This window comes from Streptomyces cirratus (assembly GCF_014650775.1).
Classification (GTDB): Bacteria; Actinomycetota; Actinomycetes; order Streptomycetales; family Streptomycetaceae; genus Streptomyces; species Streptomyces cirratus.
The window spans coordinates 15,274-33,682 of the sequence record NZ_BMVP01000001.1; the positions used below are offsets into that span (position 1 = coordinate 15,274).

The 18,409-nt window shown below is 71.4% G+C and carries 20 protein-coding genes and 1 pseudogene; 10 read left to right on the top strand and 11 right to left on the bottom strand.

What is annotated here, in order from left to right:
• Positions 1-42 precede the first annotated feature (42 nt).
• From IE207_RS00080 to IE207_RS00095, 4 genes are read left to right on the top strand one after another with little or no spacing between them, the layout of a single operon-like run.
• Positions 43-849, top strand: coding sequence for an SDR family NAD(P)-dependent oxidoreductase (locus IE207_RS00080; protein ID WP_190181905.1), 807 nt, complete (start codon positions 43-45; stop codon positions 847-849).
• Complete coding sequence (locus IE207_RS00085) at positions 849-2,108, top strand: aminotransferase class I/II-fold pyridoxal phosphate-dependent enzyme (protein WP_190181906.1); 1,260 nt, start codon at positions 849-851, stop codon at positions 2,106-2,108. Before IE207_RS00080 ends, IE207_RS00085 begins: the two co-directional genes overlap by 1 nt.
• Complete coding sequence (locus IE207_RS00090; RefSeq protein ID WP_190181907.1) at positions 2,105-3,052, top strand: diiron oxygenase; 948 nt, start codon at positions 2,105-2,107, stop codon at positions 3,050-3,052. Before IE207_RS00085 ends, IE207_RS00090 begins: the two co-directional genes overlap by 4 nt.
• Positions 3,045-3,875: a tryptophan 2,3-dioxygenase family protein gene (locus IE207_RS00095; protein WP_190181908.1), complete on the top strand. Its 831-nt coding sequence runs from the start codon at positions 3,045-3,047 to the stop codon at positions 3,873-3,875. The genes IE207_RS00090 and IE207_RS00095 overlap by 8 nt, the downstream gene beginning before the upstream one ends.
• Positions 3,876-3,947: 72 nt before the next feature.
• Here the strand turns inward: IE207_RS00095 and IE207_RS00100 are convergent, their stop codons facing one another.
• The 4 genes and pseudogenes from IE207_RS00100 to IE207_RS00110 form a co-directional block, all read right to left on the bottom strand.
• On the bottom strand, positions 3,948-4,469 hold the full coding sequence (locus tag IE207_RS00100) for a SixA phosphatase family protein (RefSeq protein ID WP_190181909.1): 522 nt from the start codon (positions 4,467-4,469) through the stop codon (positions 3,948-3,950).
• A gap of 107 nt (positions 4,470-4,576) precedes the next feature.
• A complete protein-coding gene (locus tag IE207_RS00105) occupies positions 4,577-4,798 on the bottom strand; it encodes a hypothetical protein (RefSeq protein ID WP_190181910.1) in 222 nt (73 codons plus the stop codon).
• 160 nt (positions 4,799-4,958) lie between these two features.
• Complete coding sequence (locus IE207_RS33710) at positions 4,959-5,102, bottom strand: SGM_5486 family transporter-associated protein (protein WP_308433538.1); 144 nt, start codon at positions 5,100-5,102, stop codon at positions 4,959-4,961.
• Positions 5,084-6,368, bottom strand: a pseudogene (locus tag IE207_RS00110) (CynX/NimT family MFS transporter). Before IE207_RS00110 ends, IE207_RS33710 begins: the two are co-directional and overlap by 19 nt.
• Positions 6,369-6,458: 90 nt before the next feature.
• Here IE207_RS00110 and IE207_RS00115 point away from each other — a divergent pair.
• Positions 6,459-7,157 carry a FadR/GntR family transcriptional regulator gene (locus IE207_RS00115; RefSeq protein WP_190181911.1) on the top strand — a complete coding sequence of 233 codons (699 nt, stop codon included), beginning with the start codon at positions 6,459-6,461 and terminating at the stop codon, positions 7,155-7,157.
• On the opposite strand, the gene IE207_RS34320 is transcribed toward IE207_RS00115, so the two are convergent.
• The 3 genes from IE207_RS34320 to fabG all read right to left on the bottom strand — a co-directional run bounded on the left by IE207_RS34320 (position 7,138) and on the right by fabG (position 9,341).
• Entirely contained in the window at positions 7,138-7,428 is a 291-nt protein-coding gene (locus IE207_RS34320) for a hypothetical protein (RefSeq protein WP_417815920.1), read from the bottom strand. The genes IE207_RS00115 and IE207_RS34320 overlap by 20 nt on opposite strands.
• 417 nt (positions 7,429-7,845) lie before the next feature.
• Entirely contained in the window at positions 7,846-8,616 is a 771-nt protein-coding gene (gene fabI, locus IE207_RS00125) for an enoyl-ACP reductase FabI (protein ID WP_190181913.1), read from the bottom strand.
• Between the two features lie 5 nt (positions 8,617-8,621).
• On the bottom strand, positions 8,622-9,341 hold the full coding sequence (fabG, locus tag IE207_RS00130) for a 3-oxoacyl-[acyl-carrier-protein] reductase (RefSeq protein WP_190181914.1): 720 nt from the start codon (positions 9,339-9,341) through the stop codon (positions 8,622-8,624).
• Positions 9,342-9,527: 186 nt separating this feature from the next.
• Here fabG and IE207_RS00135 point away from each other — a divergent pair, with 186 nt between their 5' ends.
• From IE207_RS00135 to tyrS, 3 genes are all read left to right on the top strand, one after another.
• The gene (locus tag IE207_RS00135; protein ID WP_190181915.1) at positions 9,528-11,051 is read left to right on the top strand and encodes a TldD/PmbA family protein; all 1,524 of its coding nucleotides are present in this window, start codon (positions 9,528-9,530) and stop codon (positions 11,049-11,051) included.
• Positions 11,051-12,451 carry a metallopeptidase TldD-related protein gene (locus tag IE207_RS00140; RefSeq protein ID WP_190181916.1) on the top strand — a complete coding sequence of 467 codons (1,401 nt, stop codon included), beginning with the start codon at positions 11,051-11,053 and terminating at the stop codon, positions 12,449-12,451. The genes IE207_RS00135 and IE207_RS00140 overlap by 1 nt, the downstream gene beginning before the upstream one ends.
• Before the next feature lie 89 nt (positions 12,452-12,540).
• Entirely contained in the window at positions 12,541-13,806 is a 1,266-nt protein-coding gene (gene tyrS, locus IE207_RS00145; protein ID WP_190181917.1) for a tyrosine--tRNA ligase, read from the top strand.
• An 83-nt stretch (positions 13,807-13,889) separates the two neighbouring features.
• Here tyrS and IE207_RS00150 read toward each other — a convergent pair whose 3' ends face one another.
• Positions 13,890-14,171, bottom strand: a complete 282-nt coding sequence (locus tag IE207_RS00150) for a GlsB/YeaQ/YmgE family stress response membrane protein (protein ID WP_190181918.1) — start codon at positions 14,169-14,171, stop codon at positions 13,890-13,892.
• A gap of 178 nt (positions 14,172-14,349) precedes the next feature.
• Here IE207_RS00150 and IE207_RS00155 point away from each other — a divergent pair, with 178 nt between their 5' ends.
• Positions 14,350-14,682, top strand: a complete 333-nt coding sequence (locus tag IE207_RS00155; RefSeq protein ID WP_190181919.1) for a DUF3099 domain-containing protein — start codon at positions 14,350-14,352, stop codon at positions 14,680-14,682.
• Positions 14,683-14,820: 138 nt separating this feature from the next.
• Positions 14,821-15,078, top strand: coding sequence for a hypothetical protein (locus IE207_RS00160; RefSeq protein WP_190181920.1), 258 nt, complete (start codon positions 14,821-14,823; stop codon positions 15,076-15,078).
• A 132-nt stretch (positions 15,079-15,210) separates the two neighbouring features.
• On the opposite strand, the gene moaA is transcribed toward IE207_RS00160, so the two are convergent.
• The 3 genes from moaA to IE207_RS00175 form a co-directional block, all read right to left on the bottom strand.
• Complete coding sequence (moaA, locus tag IE207_RS00165; protein WP_190181921.1) at positions 15,211-16,200, bottom strand: GTP 3',8-cyclase MoaA; 990 nt, start codon at positions 16,198-16,200, stop codon at positions 15,211-15,213.
• Between the two features lie 177 nt (positions 16,201-16,377).
• Entirely contained in the window at positions 16,378-18,003 is a 1,626-nt protein-coding gene (locus IE207_RS00170; protein WP_190181922.1) for a monocarboxylic acid transporter, read from the bottom strand.
• Complete coding sequence (locus tag IE207_RS00175; RefSeq protein ID WP_190181923.1) at positions 18,000-18,368, bottom strand: DUF485 domain-containing protein; 369 nt, start codon at positions 18,366-18,368, stop codon at positions 18,000-18,002. Before IE207_RS00175 ends, IE207_RS00170 begins: the two co-directional genes overlap by 4 nt.
• Positions 18,369-18,409 lie beyond the last annotated feature (41 nt).

Consider the following 18,409-nt stretch of genomic DNA (forward strand, 5'->3'; position numbering starts at 1 on the left):
TAGAAAAGCGGTAACCGGCCATGTCTTTCAAGGGGAGCCCCAATGACTCGAAGCGTGCTCATCACAGGAGGGTCGGGCGGTATCGGCCGATCCTGCGTGGAGAGATTCGCCCGCGAAGAAGACTGGACGGTCTGGTTTACCTACCGTCATGGGCGGGAGCGGGCCGAGGAACTCGTACAGGAGCTGGCCCTCACCGGCCGGGCCAAGGTGGAGGCCTTCCCCTTCGCGCAGGGCGACTGGGAGGAGCACGAGCGGCTGCTGGAGCGGCTGCCCGGCCCCGTCGACGTCCTGGTGAACAACGCGGCCGTCGGCTCCAAGACCATCGAGCAGCACACCGACGGCCCCGGGCACACCAAGGCGTCGGCCTTCTTCCAGATCAACGCGGTGGGCCCGCTGTGGCTCGTCGACGGTCTGCTCCCGGGCATGCTGGAGCGCGGCTTCGGGAAGATCGTCAACATCTCCAGCGTGGGCGGCGGGATCTTCCAGTTCCCCGGCTTCCACCCCGCCGACGGGATGAGCAAGGCCGCACTGACCTACCTGACCCGCCATCTCGCCGCCGAGCTGGTGCACGCGCCCGTCCATGTCTTCGCCCTGTGCCCCGGCGTGGTGGAGACCAACATGTTCCAGGCCAGCACCCTGGACCGGCTGACGCCCGAGGAGCGTGCCGCGCTCACCGCGCGGCTGCCCGGCTCCCGCATGATCCGCCCCGAGGAGATAGCGGAGTTCGTGTGGTGGCTGGCCGGTGACCACTCCGCCGCCCTGCACGGCGCGGTCATCGACGCCTCCATGGGCCTCGGAGTCAACCCGGCCCTGCTGACCGCCGCCGGCATCGACAGCGGGAGGGCCTGATGGTTTCCCTCCAGGCCGCCCGGCTGCTCGCCGACACGCCCGCCATCGCCGAGGCGCACTTCCGCGCCGAGGCCGAACCGTACGACGCCCGTCTGCGCCCGGACGGCTACCTCAACCTGGGCACTGCCGAGAACCGCCTGCTGTGGGACCTGCTCGAAGACCGGCTGGCCGCGCTGCCGCCGATGCGGGAGGGCACGGCCCGCTACGCCCCGCTGCACGGCACCGACGAGCTGCGCGAACGGGTCGCCGCCCTGCTGTCCGGGACCTTCGGCACGCCGCTGGACGCGCGGGACCTGGTGGTGATCAGCGGGGCGACCGGGGCGCTGGACGCGATCGCCTCCGTCCTGTGCGACCCGGGCGAGGCGATCGTGGTGCCCGCCCCCTACTACGGTGCCTTCGACACCGATCTCGGCGGGCGGTCCGGCGCCCGGATCCTGCCCGCGCCGCTCTCCCCCGGCGACGGCTTCCGGCTGAGCGCCGGGGCCGTCGACCGGGCGCTGCGCGAGGCACGGTCCGCCGGTACGACGGTGCGCGCCGTCGCCCTGTCCTCCCCCTCCAACCCCATCGGCGAGGTGCACCCGCCGCAGGTGCTGGCCGAGCTGCTGCGGGTGGTCCGCGCACACGACGTGGACCTGATCTCCGACGAGATCTACGCGCACGCCGTCTTCGGCGCCCGGGGCTTCACCAGCGCCGCCGATCCCGCCGTGAATCCGCACTGGGCCGAGCGCACCCACGTCGTCTGGGGCTTCGCCAAGGATTTCGGGCTGCCCGGCCTCAAGACCGGCGTCCTGCACACCCGAGACCCGCAGGTCCTGGCAGCGGCCCGCGCGATGGCGTACTTCGCGCCCGTCTCCACCGCGACGCAGGAGACGCTGGCCGCCCTGCTGGCCGACCAGGAGTGGGCGGCCGGCTTCCTCAAGGCCGGCCGGGAACGGCTCGCGGCCTCCTACGGCCACCTCGTCGGGTTGCTGGAGGCCCACGGCATCCCGTACGCGCCGGCGGAGGCCGGGTTCTCCGTATGGCTGGACCTGCGCCGGTGGCTGCCCGGTACCGGCTCCGACGCCGAGGAACGGCTGTGGCGGACGCTGTTCGACTCCGCGAAGGTCAGCATCCTGCCCGGCGGGGCGTTCCGGTCGCCGCAGCCGGGCTGGTTCCGGCTGTGCCACACCGTCGACGCGCCGCTGGTCGCCGAGGCGGTCCGGCGGATCGCCGCCCACCTGCAAGCCCCGTACACCCCCGCGAACGGAGGCCGCTCATGAACGCCGCGCCCGGTCCCCTCGACCGCTGGTACGAGAGCGCCGGCGTACGCGGCGGTGTACGACGGATCTTCCACGCGGAGGCCGAACAGGGGCGGGTCTTCTTCCCCGACGCGCTGGTGCCGCACCTGGCCCATCCGGAGGTGAAGGCGCTGGCCCCGGAGCGGATCCGGGAGGTCTCCGTACGGCACCTCTACCAGTTCCTGCATTCCACGACGCACCTGGAGACCCGCGTGGTCAACGGGGCGGCCGAGCCCGTCGCCAACGGCATCTCCGGGCTGCACTTCCCCACCGCGCTGCGGATGGACGCCTTCAAGGTGTACTGCGACGAGGGCTACCACGCCCTGTACAGCCTCGATCTCGCCGACCAGATCGCCGCCGTCACCGGCATCGAGGTCCCGGACGTCGACTACGGCGGCTTCGTCGCCGCCCTCCAGGACAGCGGGCGGCGGCTGCTGCCGGACGACCCGGTACTGGCGGGCCAGTTGCAGGCGGTGGTCTTCGAGACGCTGATCACGGCGGTGCTGAACGAGGTGCCGCAGGACCCCGGCGTGGTCAGCACCGTCCGCGAACTGATGCGCGACCACGCCAAGGACGAGGGCCGCCACCACCGGTTCTTCTCCGCGTTCTTCCTCGAACTGTGGGCACGGCTCGACCCGGCCCGTCGGATCGCGGCGGCGCGGGCGCTGCCGGCGATGATCCGTGCGGCGCTCGACTGGGACCTGGAGCCGGTCCGCGTGTCCCTGCGGCTGGCGGGCCTCGACGACGACCGCGTCGAGGCGGTCCTGGAGGACAGCTACGGAGGCGGCGCGGGCGCGGACCGCATCCAGACCGTCTCCCGCTCGACTCTGCGGCTGTGCGCCCAGGTCGACGCGTTCGACCTGCCTGGTGTCACCGAGGCGTTCGCGGCGCACGGACTGCGCGCACCGGAGGACTCCGATGGCTGAGGGGGCCGTGAAGCCGGAGGGCGTCACCTACTCGAACTACCTGCGGCTGCCCGAACTGCTGTCGCTCCAGGTTCCACTGGCCGACGGGGTGCACGACGAACGGCTGTTCATCACCGTCCACCAGGTGCAGGAGCTGTGGTTCGGCCAGCTGCTCGCCGAACTGGCCTATGCCCGCGAGCGGATGCTCGACGGGGACGCGCGCACGGCCCGGGCACGGCTCGTGCGGTGCGTGGCGATCACCGGGGTGCTGATCGCGGGGGTCCGGCCGTTGCGCGGCATGCCGCCCCGGGAGTTCCACGCCTTCCGGGGCGTGCTGGGCAGCAGCAGTGGGGCGCAGTCGGCGCAGTACGTCGAGATCGCGACGCTGTGCGGTGCCGACTGGGTGCGCGGTGCGTACGGGGCCCGGGTCATCGCGGGGCTGAGCGGTGCGGAGCAGGAGCGGATGCGCGGGCGCCTCGCGCAGGCCACGGTGTGGGACGCGTTCGTGGCGCTGCTGGGCAAGGCGGGTTTCGCGGTGGCGGACGAGGAGGGCCGGCGGGCGGCATACGAGCGGCTGGCGGCGCCACGACCCGACGGAACGAACGGGGGCCCGCAGCTCGCGGAGCTGGCCGAGCTGGCGGAGGCGCTGGTCGACCTGGACGAGGCCTGGACGGAGTGGCGGGCCTGTCACGCGCTGCTGGTGGAGCGCCAGATCGGCAGCGGTCCGGGGTCGGGCGGCAGCACCGGCGTCGCCCACCTGCGGGCGTCGGTGCACCGGCGGTTCTACCCGGAGCTGTGGCAAGCGCGGGACGCGGCGCTGCCGCAGGCGGCGTACGGGCACTGAGAGCGGCACGTGAAGCCCGGCCCCACGGAGGTGGCCGGGCTTCACGGCGGTTTCACGGCGCTGCTGCGGGCGTCAGTGGTCCGACGGGGTCCAGAAGTCCACCAGGGTGCCGACACCGTGCTCCAGCGACTTCCAGCCACCGGTGAAGGAGACGACGGCGAGGGCCGAGGTCGGGAAGCCGCTGCGGCTCATCCGCTGGAGCGTGTCCCCCTGGGCCGTCCCGGACAGCGCGTCGGCGAGGGCGTGCATCCCGGGGTTGTGTCCGATGACCAGGAGGTCGGCCACCTCGTCGGAGGTCTCGTTCAGCAGGGCGATGAGCTCGCCCAGCGAGGCGTCGTAGAGCCGTTCCTCGTACGTGGTCCTCGGCCGGTGCGGGAGTTCCTGGACGGCGAGCTTCCAGGTCTCGCGGGTGCGGGCGGCGGTCGAGCAGAGGGCCAGGTCGAAGCCGATGCCGGTCCGCGCCAGTTTCCGGCCGGCGGCCGGGGCGTCCTGCCGGCCGCGTTCCGCCAGCGGGCGTTCGTGGTCTGTGCCGTCCGACCATTCGGCCTTGGCGTGCCGGAGGAGGACGATCCTGCGGGGTGTGTCGGCGCTCATGGGTCCCAGCTTCGCATGAAAGGAGCCGTGGGGCGCGGGGTGTTGAGGGGTTCGCCACCGGGTTGCGGCGCCGTCGTGCGCCCCTTGTGCGCCCCGGCGTGCGCCCGTCAGGCGACCGCGCGCAGCAGCTGTGCGGTGACGTGGAGCAGAGAGGTGCCTTCGCCGCTCGCGGCGTGTGCCTCACCGGATCCGGCCAGAAGCAGCAGCAGGAGGCAGAAGGCGAGCGCGGGCAGTGCCAGCGCCCACCAGTGCAGCCGGGCGTCGGCGCCCGTGCCGGGCGTGAAGGGGCGACGGCGGGCGACGGGCGGGGTGTGCGTGGGGGCCGACATGGCCGCCTCCGGTGGGTGTGCTGGTGGGACTGGCTCGCGGTGTCGAATCTATTGATCCGGCGCCCCGGCTCCCATCCGGGGCACACCCCAGTTCACCCTGAGCCTGACCCCCTAGGGGTACGGGGGCTGTCCCTACCCCCGCACCCGACGACGGCCGGTGTCAGGGGGAGGCGATCGTGGCGATGACGGAGATGATGACGGTCACGACGAGCATCGCGCCGAGCACGAGGCCGAGCTTCTTGTGGCCGTTCTGGGGGTTCGGTTCGAGTACGGGCGACATGCCGCTCAGTGTCCCATGCCGCATTCGTCCTCGATCGTGCGGTCCCGTCCGGCGAGTACGCCGAGCACGATCTGCGGGATCAGCAGCCCGGCCATCAGGGCCAGCGGCAGGTCCCAGCCACCGCTGTGCTGGTAGAGCGCGCCGATGAGCAGCGGCCCGGGGATCGAGATGAGGTAGCCGGCGCTCTGGGCGAAGGCGGAAAGCTTGACGACCCCGGCAGGCGACTTGGCCCGCAGTCCGATCATGGTGATGACGAGCGGGAAGGCGCAGTTGGACGCCGAGGAGGAGCGCCCAGGCCCAGGCCCCGGCGGCGGGCGCCAGCCAGAGGCCGGCGTACCCGAGGAGACCGAAGAGGCCGAGGGTGACGGCGATCGGGCCCTGGTGGCGCATCCGGCCGGCGAGGCGGGGGATGACGAAGGCGAGCGGGACGCCCATGAACATGGTGACGGCGAGCAGTACGCCGGCCGTGGAGGCGGAGACCCCGGAGTCGCGGAAGATCTGCGCGAGCCAGCCCATGGTGACGTACGCGCCGGTGGCCTGGAGGCCGAAGTAGCAGGCCAGGGCCCAGGCGGTACGGCTGCGCACGACGCGGGGGCCGGTGTCGGAGCCGGCTCCGGTGGGGGCGGTGCCCCGGGCGCGGCGGCCCGTGGCGGCGATGGGCAGCCAGGTCAGGACGGCGGCGACGGCGAGGAAGGCCCAGACCAGGAGGCCGGTGCGCCAGCTGCCGCCGAGGGCGGAGGTGAGCGGGACGGTCGCGGCGGCGGCGAGGGAGGTGCCGGCTGCCAGGGCCATGGAGTAGACGCCGGTCATGGTGCCGACGCGGTCCGGGAACCAGCGCTTGACGATCACCGGGAGCAGCACGTTGGTGAGGGCTATGCCGGCCAGGGACAGTGCGCTGGCCGCGAGGAACCCGGCGGCGTTGGTCGCGAAGGGCCGGATCAGCAGACCCGCGGCGACGGCGGCCATGCCGGCGCAGACGACGGCGGCCGGTCCGAAGCGGCGGGAGAGGCGGGGTGCGGTGACGCCGAAGACGGCGAAGCAGAGGGCGGGGACCGAGGTGATGAGTCCGGCGACGGTGCCGCTCATGCCGAGACCGGTCCGGGTCTCTTCGAAGAGGGCGCCGAGGCTGGTGATGGCGGGCCGCAGGTTGAGGGCGGCGACGACGATGCCGGCGATGACCACGGGTCCGAGCCACGCCGGTCCGGGGGTGGCGGAGGCGGCGAGGGGCTGCGGGGGCGCCGTGCGGGCGGTCTGGGGCCGGTTCACGGTCTGGACTTCATCCTCGGACATTGCTCCATCATAGAATCATGGGATGATTGGTTGTCCAGCCCGCTGGACGCCCGCGCTTCCGCGTCCCACGTCCGGAGAGGACCCGACCGCATGCCGCTGAGCTCGCCCCGGCGATCCGCGCTCGTCGACCAGGTGATCACCCAGCTCAGGAACCAGATCACCTCCGGGGAGTGGCCCGTGGGTGCCCGGATCCCCACGGAACCCGAGCTGGTCGAGCTGCTGGGCGTCGCCCGCAACACGGTCCGGGAGGCCGTCCGGGCCCTCGCCCACAACGGCCTCCTCGACATCCGCCAGGGCTCGGGCACGTACGTACTGGCCACCAGCGAGCTGGCGGGGGTGATGCACCGCCGCTTCGCCGGGGCCGATCCCCGGCACATCGCGGAGCTGCGCTCGACGCTGGAGTCCTCGGCGGCCCGGCTGGCGGCGGAGCGCCGCACCGAACGGGACCTCGACCAGTTGGACGCGCTGCTGGCCCGGCGCGAGGAGGCCTGGCGCAGCGGGGACGCGGAGCTGTTCGTGGCGGCGGACGTCGGCCTGCACATGGCCGTGGTGACGGCCTCGCACAACGAGGTGCTGGTCGGCCTGTACGCGGACCTGGGCGACCTGGTGGCGGACTGGCTGCGGGCGGACGTCGGCCCGGAGCTGACCCCGCAGATGCACCTGGACCACGCCCGCCTGATCGAGGCGATCCGGCGCGGGGACGCGGACACGGCCGCGGCGGAGGCGGCGGGCTACCCGTTCGCCTGCCGCGGGGGCGGTGGCCCTCAGGTCAGCCCGGCTCGTGGCTGACCCACGCCGAGCGGACCTCCTTCCAGCACCGGCCGCTGAGTTCGACCCGGCCGGCCGGCCCCACGGCGACGGCGGCGCCGTCCCCGTCGACGTCCCACCACCGGTCGCACTCCACGTGCAGCCGCACCAGATCGGTCCGCGGGAAGCTGTTGTGGCAGTACGCCGTCACCTGCGAGGCCTCGATCACGGTGTCGCAGTCGGCGCCGAACAGCTCCCGGGCGGGCGGCGCCGACGGGACGGGCGGCTCGGCGGGGATCTCGGCCAGGTCCACGACGGCCGCGCCCTCGGCCCCGGCGGCCTGGCCCTCGATGCCCTCGGGAAGCCGGCTCCCCACGCCCTGGCCCCCGATGCCCTGTTCTCCGGCGGCCGGGACCGGCTGCGCGACGGCTCCCGGGATCAGGAGGGCGGCCAGAGCCACCGAGGTGACCAGCAGTGATACCGCTCGGCTCGGCCTCGCGCCCACGCCCGTACCTCCTCCCCGACGGACCCGGGAAGATCCCGGCCCGGTCAGTTTGCAGGCACATGTCCCGGTTTACGACTCGGGAAGATCTGGTCAGACGACGAACATAAGATCGAACACCCCGTGAAACCGGGCAGAGCGCGCCCCTGTGGGGCGCGAAACGGCGGTGGCCGCGCCTCCCCGGAGGGAAGCGCGGCCACCGCCGTACGGACGTAAGGGACTCGAAGGTCAGGCGCCCATGGCGTGCAGGCCGCCGTCCACGTGGACGATCTCGCCCGTGGTCTTCGGGAACCAGTCGGAGAGCAGGGCCACGATGGCCCGGCCCGTCGGCTCCGGGTCGCTCATGTCCCACTCCAGCATGGAGCGGGAGTTCCACACGTCGGCCAGGTCGGAGAAGCCCGGGATGGACTTCGCGGCCATCGAGCCGAGCGGACCGGCCGAGACCAGGTTGCAGCGGATGTTCTCCTTGCCCAGGTCACGGGCGAGGTAGCGGCTGGTGGCCTCCAGCGCGGCCTTGGCCGGGCCCATCCAGTCGTACTGCGGCCAGGCGAACTGAGCGTCGAAGGTCAGGCCGACGACGGCCGCGCCCTCGTGCGGGAACAGCGGCTTGCAGGCCATGGTGAGCGACTTCAGCGAGAACGCCGAGACGTGCATGGCGGTGGCGACCGACTCGAACGGGGTGTTCAGGAAGTTGCCGCCGAGGGCGTCCTGCGGCGCGAAGCCGATGGAGTGGACGACCCCGTCCAGGCCGCCGAGCTCGTCGCGGACGAGGCCCTCCAGGCGGGCCAGGTGCTCGTCGTTGGTGACGTCGAGCTCGATCACCTTGACCGGCTTGGGCAGCTTCTTGGCGATGCGCTCGGTCAGCGACGGGCGCGGCCACGCGGTGAGGATGACCTCGGCGCCCTGCTCCTGGGCCAGCTTGGCGGCGTGGAAGGCGATGGACGACTCCATCAGCACCCCCGTGACGAGGATGCGCTTGCCTTCGAGAATTCCACTCATGGTGATCAGTGACCCATGCCCAATCCGCCGTCTACGGGAATGACGGCTCCGGTGATGTACGCGGCGTCGTCGGACGCCAGGAAGCTCACGGCCGCCGCGATCTCCTCGGGCTGCGCGTAGCGGCCCAGGGGCACCTGGCCCACGATGGCCGCGCGCTGCTCGTCGGTGAGCACCTTCGTCATGTCGGTGTCCACGAAACCGGGGGCGACGACGTTGAAGGTGATGTTGCGGGAGCCCAGCTCACGGGCGAGGGAGCGGGCGAAGCCCACGAGGGCGGCCTTCGAGGCGGCGTAGTTGGCCTGTCCGGCCGCGCCGAGCAGACCGACGACCGAGGAGATCATCACGACGCGGCCCTTCTTGGCCCGCAGCATCCCGCGGTTGGCCCGCTTGACGACCCGGAACGTGCCCGTGAGGTTGGTGTCGACGACGGACGCGAAGTCCTCCTCGGACATCCGCATGAGCAGCGTGTCCTTGGTGATGCCGGCATTGGCCACCAGCACCTCGACCGCTCCGTGCTTGTCCTCGATCTCCTTGTAGGCCTGCTCCACCTGCTCCGAGTCGGTGATGTCGCAGCGGACCGCCAGGACACCCAGCGAGGCGAGCTCCTGCGGCGGCTCGCCGGACCGGTACGTGATCGCGACCTTGTCGCCCGCCTCCGCGAAGACTCGGGCGATGGCGAGGCCGATGCCCCGGTTTCCTCCGGTGACGAGAACCGAGCGGCTCAACGGATCACCCTTTCGCTTAGCTGTGTGATGAACAAAAACCTATCGGTCCCGCCCTGGATAAGGAGAATCGGGGCCCGACAGGGCCTTGCCGCAGCCTCTGTGGAGTCTCTACAGAAAGAAGTGTGCACAACGGCCCCGGGCGCGACATGATCGGGGCGACCGGCCCCGACCCCGGGAGGAATCGACGTGCCCCATTCCATCGACGCGGCTTTCACCGCGCTGCCCTTGCGGGCGCTCGCGGACGCGGCGCTCGCGCGGGCGCGCGCGCTCGGCGCCGACCACGCCGACTTCCGGCTGGAGCGGATCCGCAGCGCCTCCTGGCGGCTGCGCGACGCCAAGCCCTCCGGCAGCTCGGACACCACCGACCTCGGCTACGCGGTGCGCGTGGTGCACGGCGGCAGCTGGGGCTTCGCCTCCGGTGTGGACCTGACCATGGACGGCGCGGCCAAGGTGGCCTCGCAGGCCGTGGCCATGGCCAAGCTGTCGGCGCAGGTGCTCAAGGCCGCGGGTTCGACGGAGCGGGTGGAGCTCGCCGCGGAGCCGGTGCACGCCGACCGGACCTGGATCTCCGCCTACGACGTGGACCCGTTCGAGGTTCCGGACGCACAGAAGGCCGCCCTGCTGGCCGAGTGGAGCGCCCGGCTGCTGGCGGCCGACGGCGTGACGCACGTCGACGCGTCGCTGCTCGCCGTCCACGAGAACAAGTTCTACGCCGACACCTCCGGCACCTCCACCACCCAGCAGCGGGTCCGGATCCACCCGCAGCTCACGGCGGTGGCCGTCAACGCCTCCACCGGCGAGTTCGACTCGATGCGCACCATCGCCCCGCCGGCCGGGCGCGGCTGGGAGTACCTGACGGGCACCGGCTGGGACTGGGACTCCGAGCTGGAGCAGATCCCCGGCCTGCTCGCGGAGAAGATGCGGGCGCCGGGCGTCGAGGCCGGGCGCTACGACCTGGTCGTGGACCCGTCCAACCTGTGGCTGACCATCCACGAGTCCATCGGGCACGCCACCGAGCTGGACCGGGCGCTGGGGTACGAGGCGGCGTACGCGGGTACCTCCTTCGCCACCTTCGACCAGCTGGGCGAGCTCAAGTACGGCTCCTCGATCATGAACGTGACCGGTGACCGCACGGCGGAGCACGGCCTGGCCACCGTCGGCTATGACGACGAGGGCGTCGAGGCGCAGAGCTGGGACCTGGTCAAGGACGGCACCCTGGTCGGCTACCAGCTGGACCGGCGGATCGCGAAGCTGACCGGGCTCGGGCGCTCCAACGGCTGCGCGTTCGCCGATTCGCCGGGCCACGTGCCGGTGCAGCGGATGGCGAACGTCTCGCTCCAGCCGGATCCGGGCGGCCTGTCGACGGAGGACCTGATCGGCGGGGTGGAGCGCGGGATCTACGTGGTCGGCGACCGCTCCTGGTCGATCGACATGCAGCGCTACAACTTCCAGTTCACCGGACAGCGGTTCTTCCGCATCGAGAACGGCCGGCTGGCCGGGCAGCTGCGCGACGTGGCGTACCAGGCCACGACCACCGAGTTCTGGGGCTCGATGGAGAAGGTGGGCGGCCCGCAGACGTACGTGCTGGGCGGCGCCTTCAACTGCGGCAAGGCGCAGCCGGGACAGGTCGCGTCCGTGTCCCACGGCTGCCCGTCCGCACTGTTCCGTGACGTCAACATCCTGAACACGACCCAGGAGGCCGGACGCTGATGTCGGTTCGTACCAAGCCCCACGAGATCGTCGAGCGGGCCCTGGAGCTGTCCACCGCCGACGGCTGCGTCGTCATCGCCGACGAGGAGTCGACGGCCAACCTGCGCTGGGCGGGCAACGCGCTCACCACCAACGGGGTCACCCGCGGCCGGACGCTGACGGTCATCGCCACCGTCGACGGCAAGGAGGGCACGGCCTCGGGGGTCGTGTCGCGCTCCGCCGTCACCGCGGCCGACCTGGAGCCGCTGGTGCGGGCCGCCGAGGCGGCCGCGCGGAACGCGGGACCGGCGGAGGACGCCCAGCCCCTGATCACCGGCACCCCCGCCTCGCCGGACTTCACCGACGCCCCGGCCGAGACCTCCTCGGCGGTGTTCACGGACTTCGCCCCCGCCCTCGGCGAGGCCTTCGCCCGGGCCCGCGCGGGGGGCCGGGAGCTGTACGGCTTCGCCAACCACGAGCTGGTCTCCACCTACGTGGGCACCTCGACGGGGCTGCGGCTGCGCCACGACCAGCCGAACGGCACGCTGGAGCTGAACGCGAAGTCACCGGACCGCCAGCGTTCGGCGTGGGCCGGCCGTGCCACGCGGGACTTCAAGGACGTGGACCCGACCGCGCTGGACGCGGAGCTGGCCGTACGCCTGGGCTGGGCCGAGCGCCGCTTCGACCTGCCTGCCGGGCGGTACGAGACCCTGCTGCCGCCGACCGCAGTGGCGGACCTGCTGATCTACCAGATGTGGTCGGCGGCGGCCCGGGACGCGGTGGAGGGCCGGACGGTCTTCTCCAAGCCCGGCGGCGGCACCCGGATCGGGGAGCGGCTGTCGCAGCTGCCGCTGACGCTGCGCAGCGACCCGAACGCGGCGGGGCTGGAGTCCGCCCCGTTCGTGATCGCGCACAGCTCCGGCGACGACGCCTCGGTGTTCGACAACGGCCTGCCGGTCCCGGCGACGGAGTGGATCAGCGGCGGCGAGCTGGCCCGGCTGACCACGACCCGGCACAGTGCGGGTCTGACCGGGCTCCCGCTGTCCCCCGGCTTCGGGAACCTGATCCTGGACGGGGGCGGGGAGAAGTCGCTGGAGGAGATGGTGGCGGGCACCGGCCACCAGGGGCGCGGGCTGCTGCTGACCTGCCTGTGGTACATCCGCGAGGTCGACCCGGCGACGCTGCTGCTCACGGGCCTGACCCGGGACGGCGTGTACCTGGTGGAGAACGGCGAGGTCATCGGCGAGGTCAACAACTTCCGGTTCAACGAGTCCCCCGTGGACCTGCTGTCGCGGGCCACGGAGGCCGGCCGGACCGAGAAGACCCTGCCGCGCGAGTGGAGCGACTGGTTCACCCGCACCGCGATGCCGGCCCTGCGGATCCCGGACTTCAACATGAGCTCGGTCAGCAAGGGCGTCTGAGGGGTCTCGCGGCCCGCCTAGACTGGCGGGGAAACCCCTCAGCACTCCTCTCATCTCGTTTTTCATCTCGTTCAAGGAGAGTCACGACCGTGACGGACATCGTCGACGAACTGAAGTGGCGCGGGCTGTTCGCCCAGTCCACCGACGAAGAAGCGCTGCGCAAGGCGTTCGCGGACGGTCCTGTCACGTTCTATTGCGGATTCGACCCGACGGCGGCCTCGCTGCACGTGGGCCACCTCGTGCAGGTGCTCACGGTGCGCCGGCTCCAGCAGGCCGGTCACCGGCCGCTGGCGCTGGTCGGCGGGGCCACCGGCCAGATCGGCGACCCGCGTCCGACCGCCGAGCGCACGCTGAACGACCCGGAGACCATCGCGAACTGGGTCGCCCGGCTGCGCTCGCAGATCGAGCCGTTCCTGTCCTTCGAGGGCGAGAACGCGGCGCTCATGGTGAACAACCTGGACTGGACGGCGGGCATGTCCGCCATCGAGTTCCTGCGGGACATCGGCAAGCACTTCCGGGTCAACAAGATGCTGACGAAGGACTCGGTCGCCAAGCGGCTGGAGTCCGACCAGGGCATCAGCTACACCGAGTTCAGCTACCAGCTGCTGCAGGGCATGGACTTCCTGGAGCTGTACCGCCGCTACGGCTGCACCCTCCAGCAGGGCGGCTCGGACCAGTGGGGCAACCTGACGGCCGGGCTCGACCTGATCCACCGGGTGGAGCCGGACGCCCACGTCCACGCGATCGCGACCCCGCTGATGGTCAAGGCGGACGGCACGAAGTTCGGCAAGTCCGAGAGCGGGGCCGTCTGGCTCGACCCGGAGATGACCACCCCGTACGCGTTCTACCAGTTCTGGCTGAACGTGGACGACCGGGACGTCTCGGGCTACATGCGGATCCTGTCCTTCAAGTCCCGCGAGGAGCTCGAGGAGCTGGAGAAGCAGACCGCCGAGCGGCCGCAGGCGCGCGCCGCGCAGCGGGCGCTGGCGGAGGAGCTGACGACGCTGGTGCACGGCGCCGACCAGTGCGCCGCCGTGATCGCCGCCTCGAAGGCGCTGTTCGGCCAGGGCGAGCTGGCGGACCTGGACCCGGCGACGCTGGCCGCGGCCCTGTCGGAGCTGCCGCACGCCCGGGTCGCGGAGTTCGCCCCGGTCGTGGACCTCCTCGCGGAGACGGGCCTGGTCGCGAGCAAGTCCGCGGCCCGCCGGACCGTGAAGGAGGGCGGCGCCTACGTGAACAACGTGAAGGTGACCGCCGAGGACGCGGTCCCGGCCGCGGAGGACCTGCTGCACGGGCGCTGGCTCGTACTGCGCCGCGGCAAGAAGAACCTGGCCGCGGTCGAGATCACGGGCTGACGGCCCCGGCGTCCGCGAAGGGGCCGGTACGGACTTCTGTCCGGCCGGCCCCTTCGTCGCGCCCGCGGAGGGCTACGGGTCACTCAGGTCGTCTCACGCCGTCGGTCGCCCCTGAGTGCCATGTAGACCATGTCGCCGAGTCCGACGATGAGGACGGCTCCGGCGAGCTGGAGCAAGTGCCGGATCCAGTCGATGCCCTTGGTGTCGTGGACGCCGATCCACGTGGCCACGGCGTTGCCGAGGATGCCTCCGATGATGCCGAAGATCACGGTCAGCCAGATCGGCTGGTGCTGCTTGCCCGGCAGGATGGCCCTGGCAATCAGCCCCAGCACCAAACCGACGATGATCGCCCACAACCAATGCATGTCGAGCCTCCTCGTGGCGCGTTGTGCGCAGGTGGGCCCAGTTTCGGCGCGCCCCGCACGGATCGCACTCCCGGCAGCGCCATTCGGGGGACACCCCCTCTCCTCGCCCTGGTGGCGGCGGCGTACGGTGGAAGGGGTCCGGGCCGGGAGCGCCCGGCGGGTGGATCGGTGGTGGAGCGTGGAACGGTCGAAGCGGAACGGGGCCGAGGTCTTCCGGATCACCGGAGCGCGGATGGGCCTCAGTGAGGACGTGCGCGGCCGGCAGCGCCGGTACGTGATCTCCATGACGATCAGGACCCTGTCGGTCATCGCGACCGTTTTCCTGTGGGACGTGGAGCGTCATGTGGCCATCGTGACGCTGGTGGCGGGCGCCCTGCTGCCCTACGTGGCGGTGGTCATCGCCAACGCCGGACGCGAGTCGGCGCCCTCTCTGCCCTCGCACTTCCTGCCCGCCCCTGTGCGCCCGGCACTGGAGGCGGGAAACCTCAAGAAAACCTCAGATCAATCATGAAGTTCCGGTGCACCGCACCGGGTCCTGCGTGACATACTGCCTACGCGCTCCGCATCCCCCGTCGGAGCGACGGACCGACGCCGGGCAGCTCCCCCCGTGGCTGCTCGGCGTCGCCCTTCCGTTTGTAGGGTTGAGGCTGTGAACTCCCCTGATACGGACACCAGCGCCCCCGGCACCGATCCCACCTGCTCCGCCAAGGGCTGCCGCGCCGCGGCGGTCTGGGTCCTGGCGTGGAACAACCCGAAGCTGCACGCGCCGGAGCGCCGCAAGACGTGGCTGGCCTGCGAGGAGCACCGCGAGCACCTCTCGCGGTTCCTGGACGTGCGCGGGTTCCTCAAGGACGTCGTGAAGCTGGAGGAGTGGGTCCAGCCGGAGGGGTCGGAGCGCGAGCGCTAGAGGTCCGCCGCAGGTGTGCCGGAGTTTCGCTCGAGAACGGGTCGAGGCCCCGTCCTGCGGGACGGGGCCTCGTGACGTGAGGGGTGGCCCTCGTGACGTGAGGGGTGGCCCTCGTGACGTGAGGGGTGGCCGCTAGCCGCCGATCGCCGACATCGGGCGGTCGGGCTGGAGGAAGCTCGGGTCGTCGAGGCCGGAGCCGGCCTTCTTGCCCCACATCGCCACCTTCCACAGGCGGGCGATCTCCTCGTCCGGGGCGCCCGAGCGCAGCGCGCCCCGCAGGTCCGACTCCTCGGTGGCGAACAGGCACGTACGGACCTGGCCGTCGGCCGTGAGGCGGGTGCGGTCGCAGGCGCCGCAGAACGGGCGGGTGACGGAGGCGATGACCCCGACGGTGGCCGGGCCGCCGTCCACGAGCCAGCGCTCGGCGGGGGCGGAGCCGCGTTCGTCGGCGCCCTGCTCGGTGAGGGTGAAGCGGGTGCGCAGCGAAGTCAGGATGTCACCGGCGGTGATCATGCCGTCGCGCTTCCAGCCGTGCTGTGCGTCGAGCGGCATCTGCTCGATGAAGCGGAGCTCGTACTCGTTCTCCACCGCCCAGGCGAGCAGGTCGGGGGCTTCGTCGTCGTTCAGCCCGGGCATGAGCACCGCGTTGACCTTCACCGGGGTGAGGCCGGCGTCGCGGGCGGCGGCCATGCCCTCGATGACGTCGTGGTGGCGGTCGCGGCGGGTGAGGGTCTTGAACACCTCGGGCCGCAGGGTGTCGAGGGAAACGTTCACTCGGTCCAGGCCGGCGGCCTTGAGCGCCTGTGCGGTGCGCTTGAGGCCGATGCCATTGGTGGTGAGGGACATGTCGGGCCGGGGCTCGAGGGCGGCGCACTGCTCGACGATGCCGACGAGCCCGGGGCGCAGCAGCGGTTCGCCGCCGGTGAACCGGACCTCGGTGACGCCGAGCCGGGTGACGGCGATGCGGATCAGCCGGACTATCTCCTCGTCGCTGAGCAGGTCCGTCTTCTGCAGCCACTGCAGGCCTTCCTCGGGCATGCAGTACGTACAGCGCAGGTTGCACCGGTCGGTGAGTGAGACGCGCAGGTCAGTGGCCACGCGGCCGTAGGTGTCGAGAAGCACTGTGGGCCCCCTCCCCTGTCCGCTTCGTAGAGGTCGCACCGCTCGGGTGAGACATGTGTGCGCTGCTTTCGAGCCTACGCGACGCCCGTGACTTGTTGTGGTGCCCGAACGAACGAGACGTGCCGTGGCCGTGTCGTAGGGAAATACGACACGGCCACGGCGGGTCCATGGAGTATTTCAGTGCGCGCCCGTTCCCGTCAGGGAACGGACCTCGAGTTCCGCGAACTTCCGGGGGTCGGCCTCCTCCTTCGACAGGAGGGTTCCCAGCCACCCGAGGAGGAAGCCGAGCGGGATGGAGACGATGCCGGGGTTCTCCAGCGGGAACCAGTAGAAGTCGGCGTCCTTGAACATCGAGGTGGGCTTGCCGGAGACCACCGGGGAGAAGAGCACGAGGACGACCGAGGAGACCAGGCCGCCGTAGATGGACCACAGCGCGCCCCGGGTGGTGAAGCGCTTCCAGAACAGGCTGTAGAGGATCGTCGGCAGGTTGGCGGACGCCGCGACGGCGAAGGCGAGGGCGACCAGACCGGCGACGTTGAGGTCGCGGGCGAGGGCGCCGAGTCCGATGGCGACGGCGCCGATCACGACGGTGGACCAGCGGGCCGCGCGGACCTCTTCCTTCTCGGTGGCCTTGCCCTTGCGGATGACGTTCACGTAGATGTCGTGCGCGAAGGACGAGGAGGAGGCGAGGGTCAGGCCGGCGACCACCGCGAGGATGGTGGCGAAGGCGACTGCGGAGATCACCGCGAGCAGGATGGCGCCGCCGGTGGTGCCGGGACCGCCGCCGACCTCCTGGGCGAGCAGCGGGGCCGCGGTGTTGCCCGCTTTGTTGGAGGCGAGGATGTCGGCCCGGTTGAGCAGGGCCGCGGCGCCGAAGCCGAGGGCGATCGTCATCAGGTAGAAGGCTCCGATGATGCCGATGGCCCAGTTCACGGACTTACGGGCGGCCTTGGCGGTGGGCACGGTGTAGAAGCGGATCAGGATGTGCGGCAGGCCCGCGGTGCCCAGGACCAGGGCGATGCCGAGCGAGATGAAGTCCAGCTTGGTGGTCCCGTTGGTGCCGTATTTGAGGCCGGGTTCCAGGAACTTGGCGCCCTTGCCGCTGTTCTCGGCGGCCTTGCCGAGCAGCTCGGAGATGTTGAAGTGGAACTTGAGCAGCACCAGGAAGGTGATCAGCAGGGCGCCCGCGATGAGCAGGACGGCCTTGACCATCTGGACCCAGGTGGTGCCCTTCATCCCGCCGATGGTCACGTAGAGGATCATCAGGAGGCCGACCAGGGCGACGACGGCCACCTTGCCGCCGTCGCTGGTGATGCCCAGGAGCAGGGAGACGAGCACGCCCGCGCCCGCCATCTGGGCGAGCAGGTAGAAGATCGACACCACGATGGTGGAGGTGCCCGCGGCGGTACGGACGGGCCGCTGGCGCATCCGGTACGCGAGGACGTCACCCATCGTGTAGCGGCCGGAGTTGCGCAGCGGCTCGGCGACGAGCAGCAGGGCCACCAGCCAGGCCACGAGGAAGCCGATGGAGTAGAGGAAGCCGTCGTAGCCGAAGAGCGCGATCGCCCCGGCGATGCCGAGGAAGGACGCGGCGGACATGTAGTCGCCGGAGATCGCCAGGCCGTTCTGGAAGCCGGTGAACTGGCGGCCGCCGGCGTAGAAGTCGGCGGCGTCCTTGGTCTGTCGGCCGGCCCAGACGGTGATGACGAGGGTGGCGACGACGAACAGCCCGAACAGGGTGATGATCAGCGGGCGGTGTTCGGTGGCCCCGGCGGCGACCGTCAGGTGCAGTGGAGTGCTCATTCCCCGGCCTCCATCCGGGCCTTGATGGCGGCGGCCTTGGGGTCGAGCTCGGCGGCGGCGTGCCGCGAGTAGAGCCAGGCGATGAGGAAGGTCGTGGCGAACTGGGCGAGGCCCAGGACGAGGGCGACGTTGATGTTGCCGAAGAGCTTGGTGCCCATGAAGCCGCCCGCGTAGTTCGAGAGCAGGACGTACAGCAGGTACCAGGCGATGAACGCGACGGTGAGGGGGAAGGCGAAGGAGCGGTGGGAGTGGCGCAGTTCTGCGAACTCCTCGCTCTGCTGGACGCGTTCGAAGTCTTCGGCCGTGGGGCCCGCCGGGCGTGGTTCCACGCCGCCGGGCGGCTGCGCTGCTGCTTGGGTTGTCACCGGGGGCTCTCCTTGTGACGCGGGTGCGAGGGGGCGGGTAC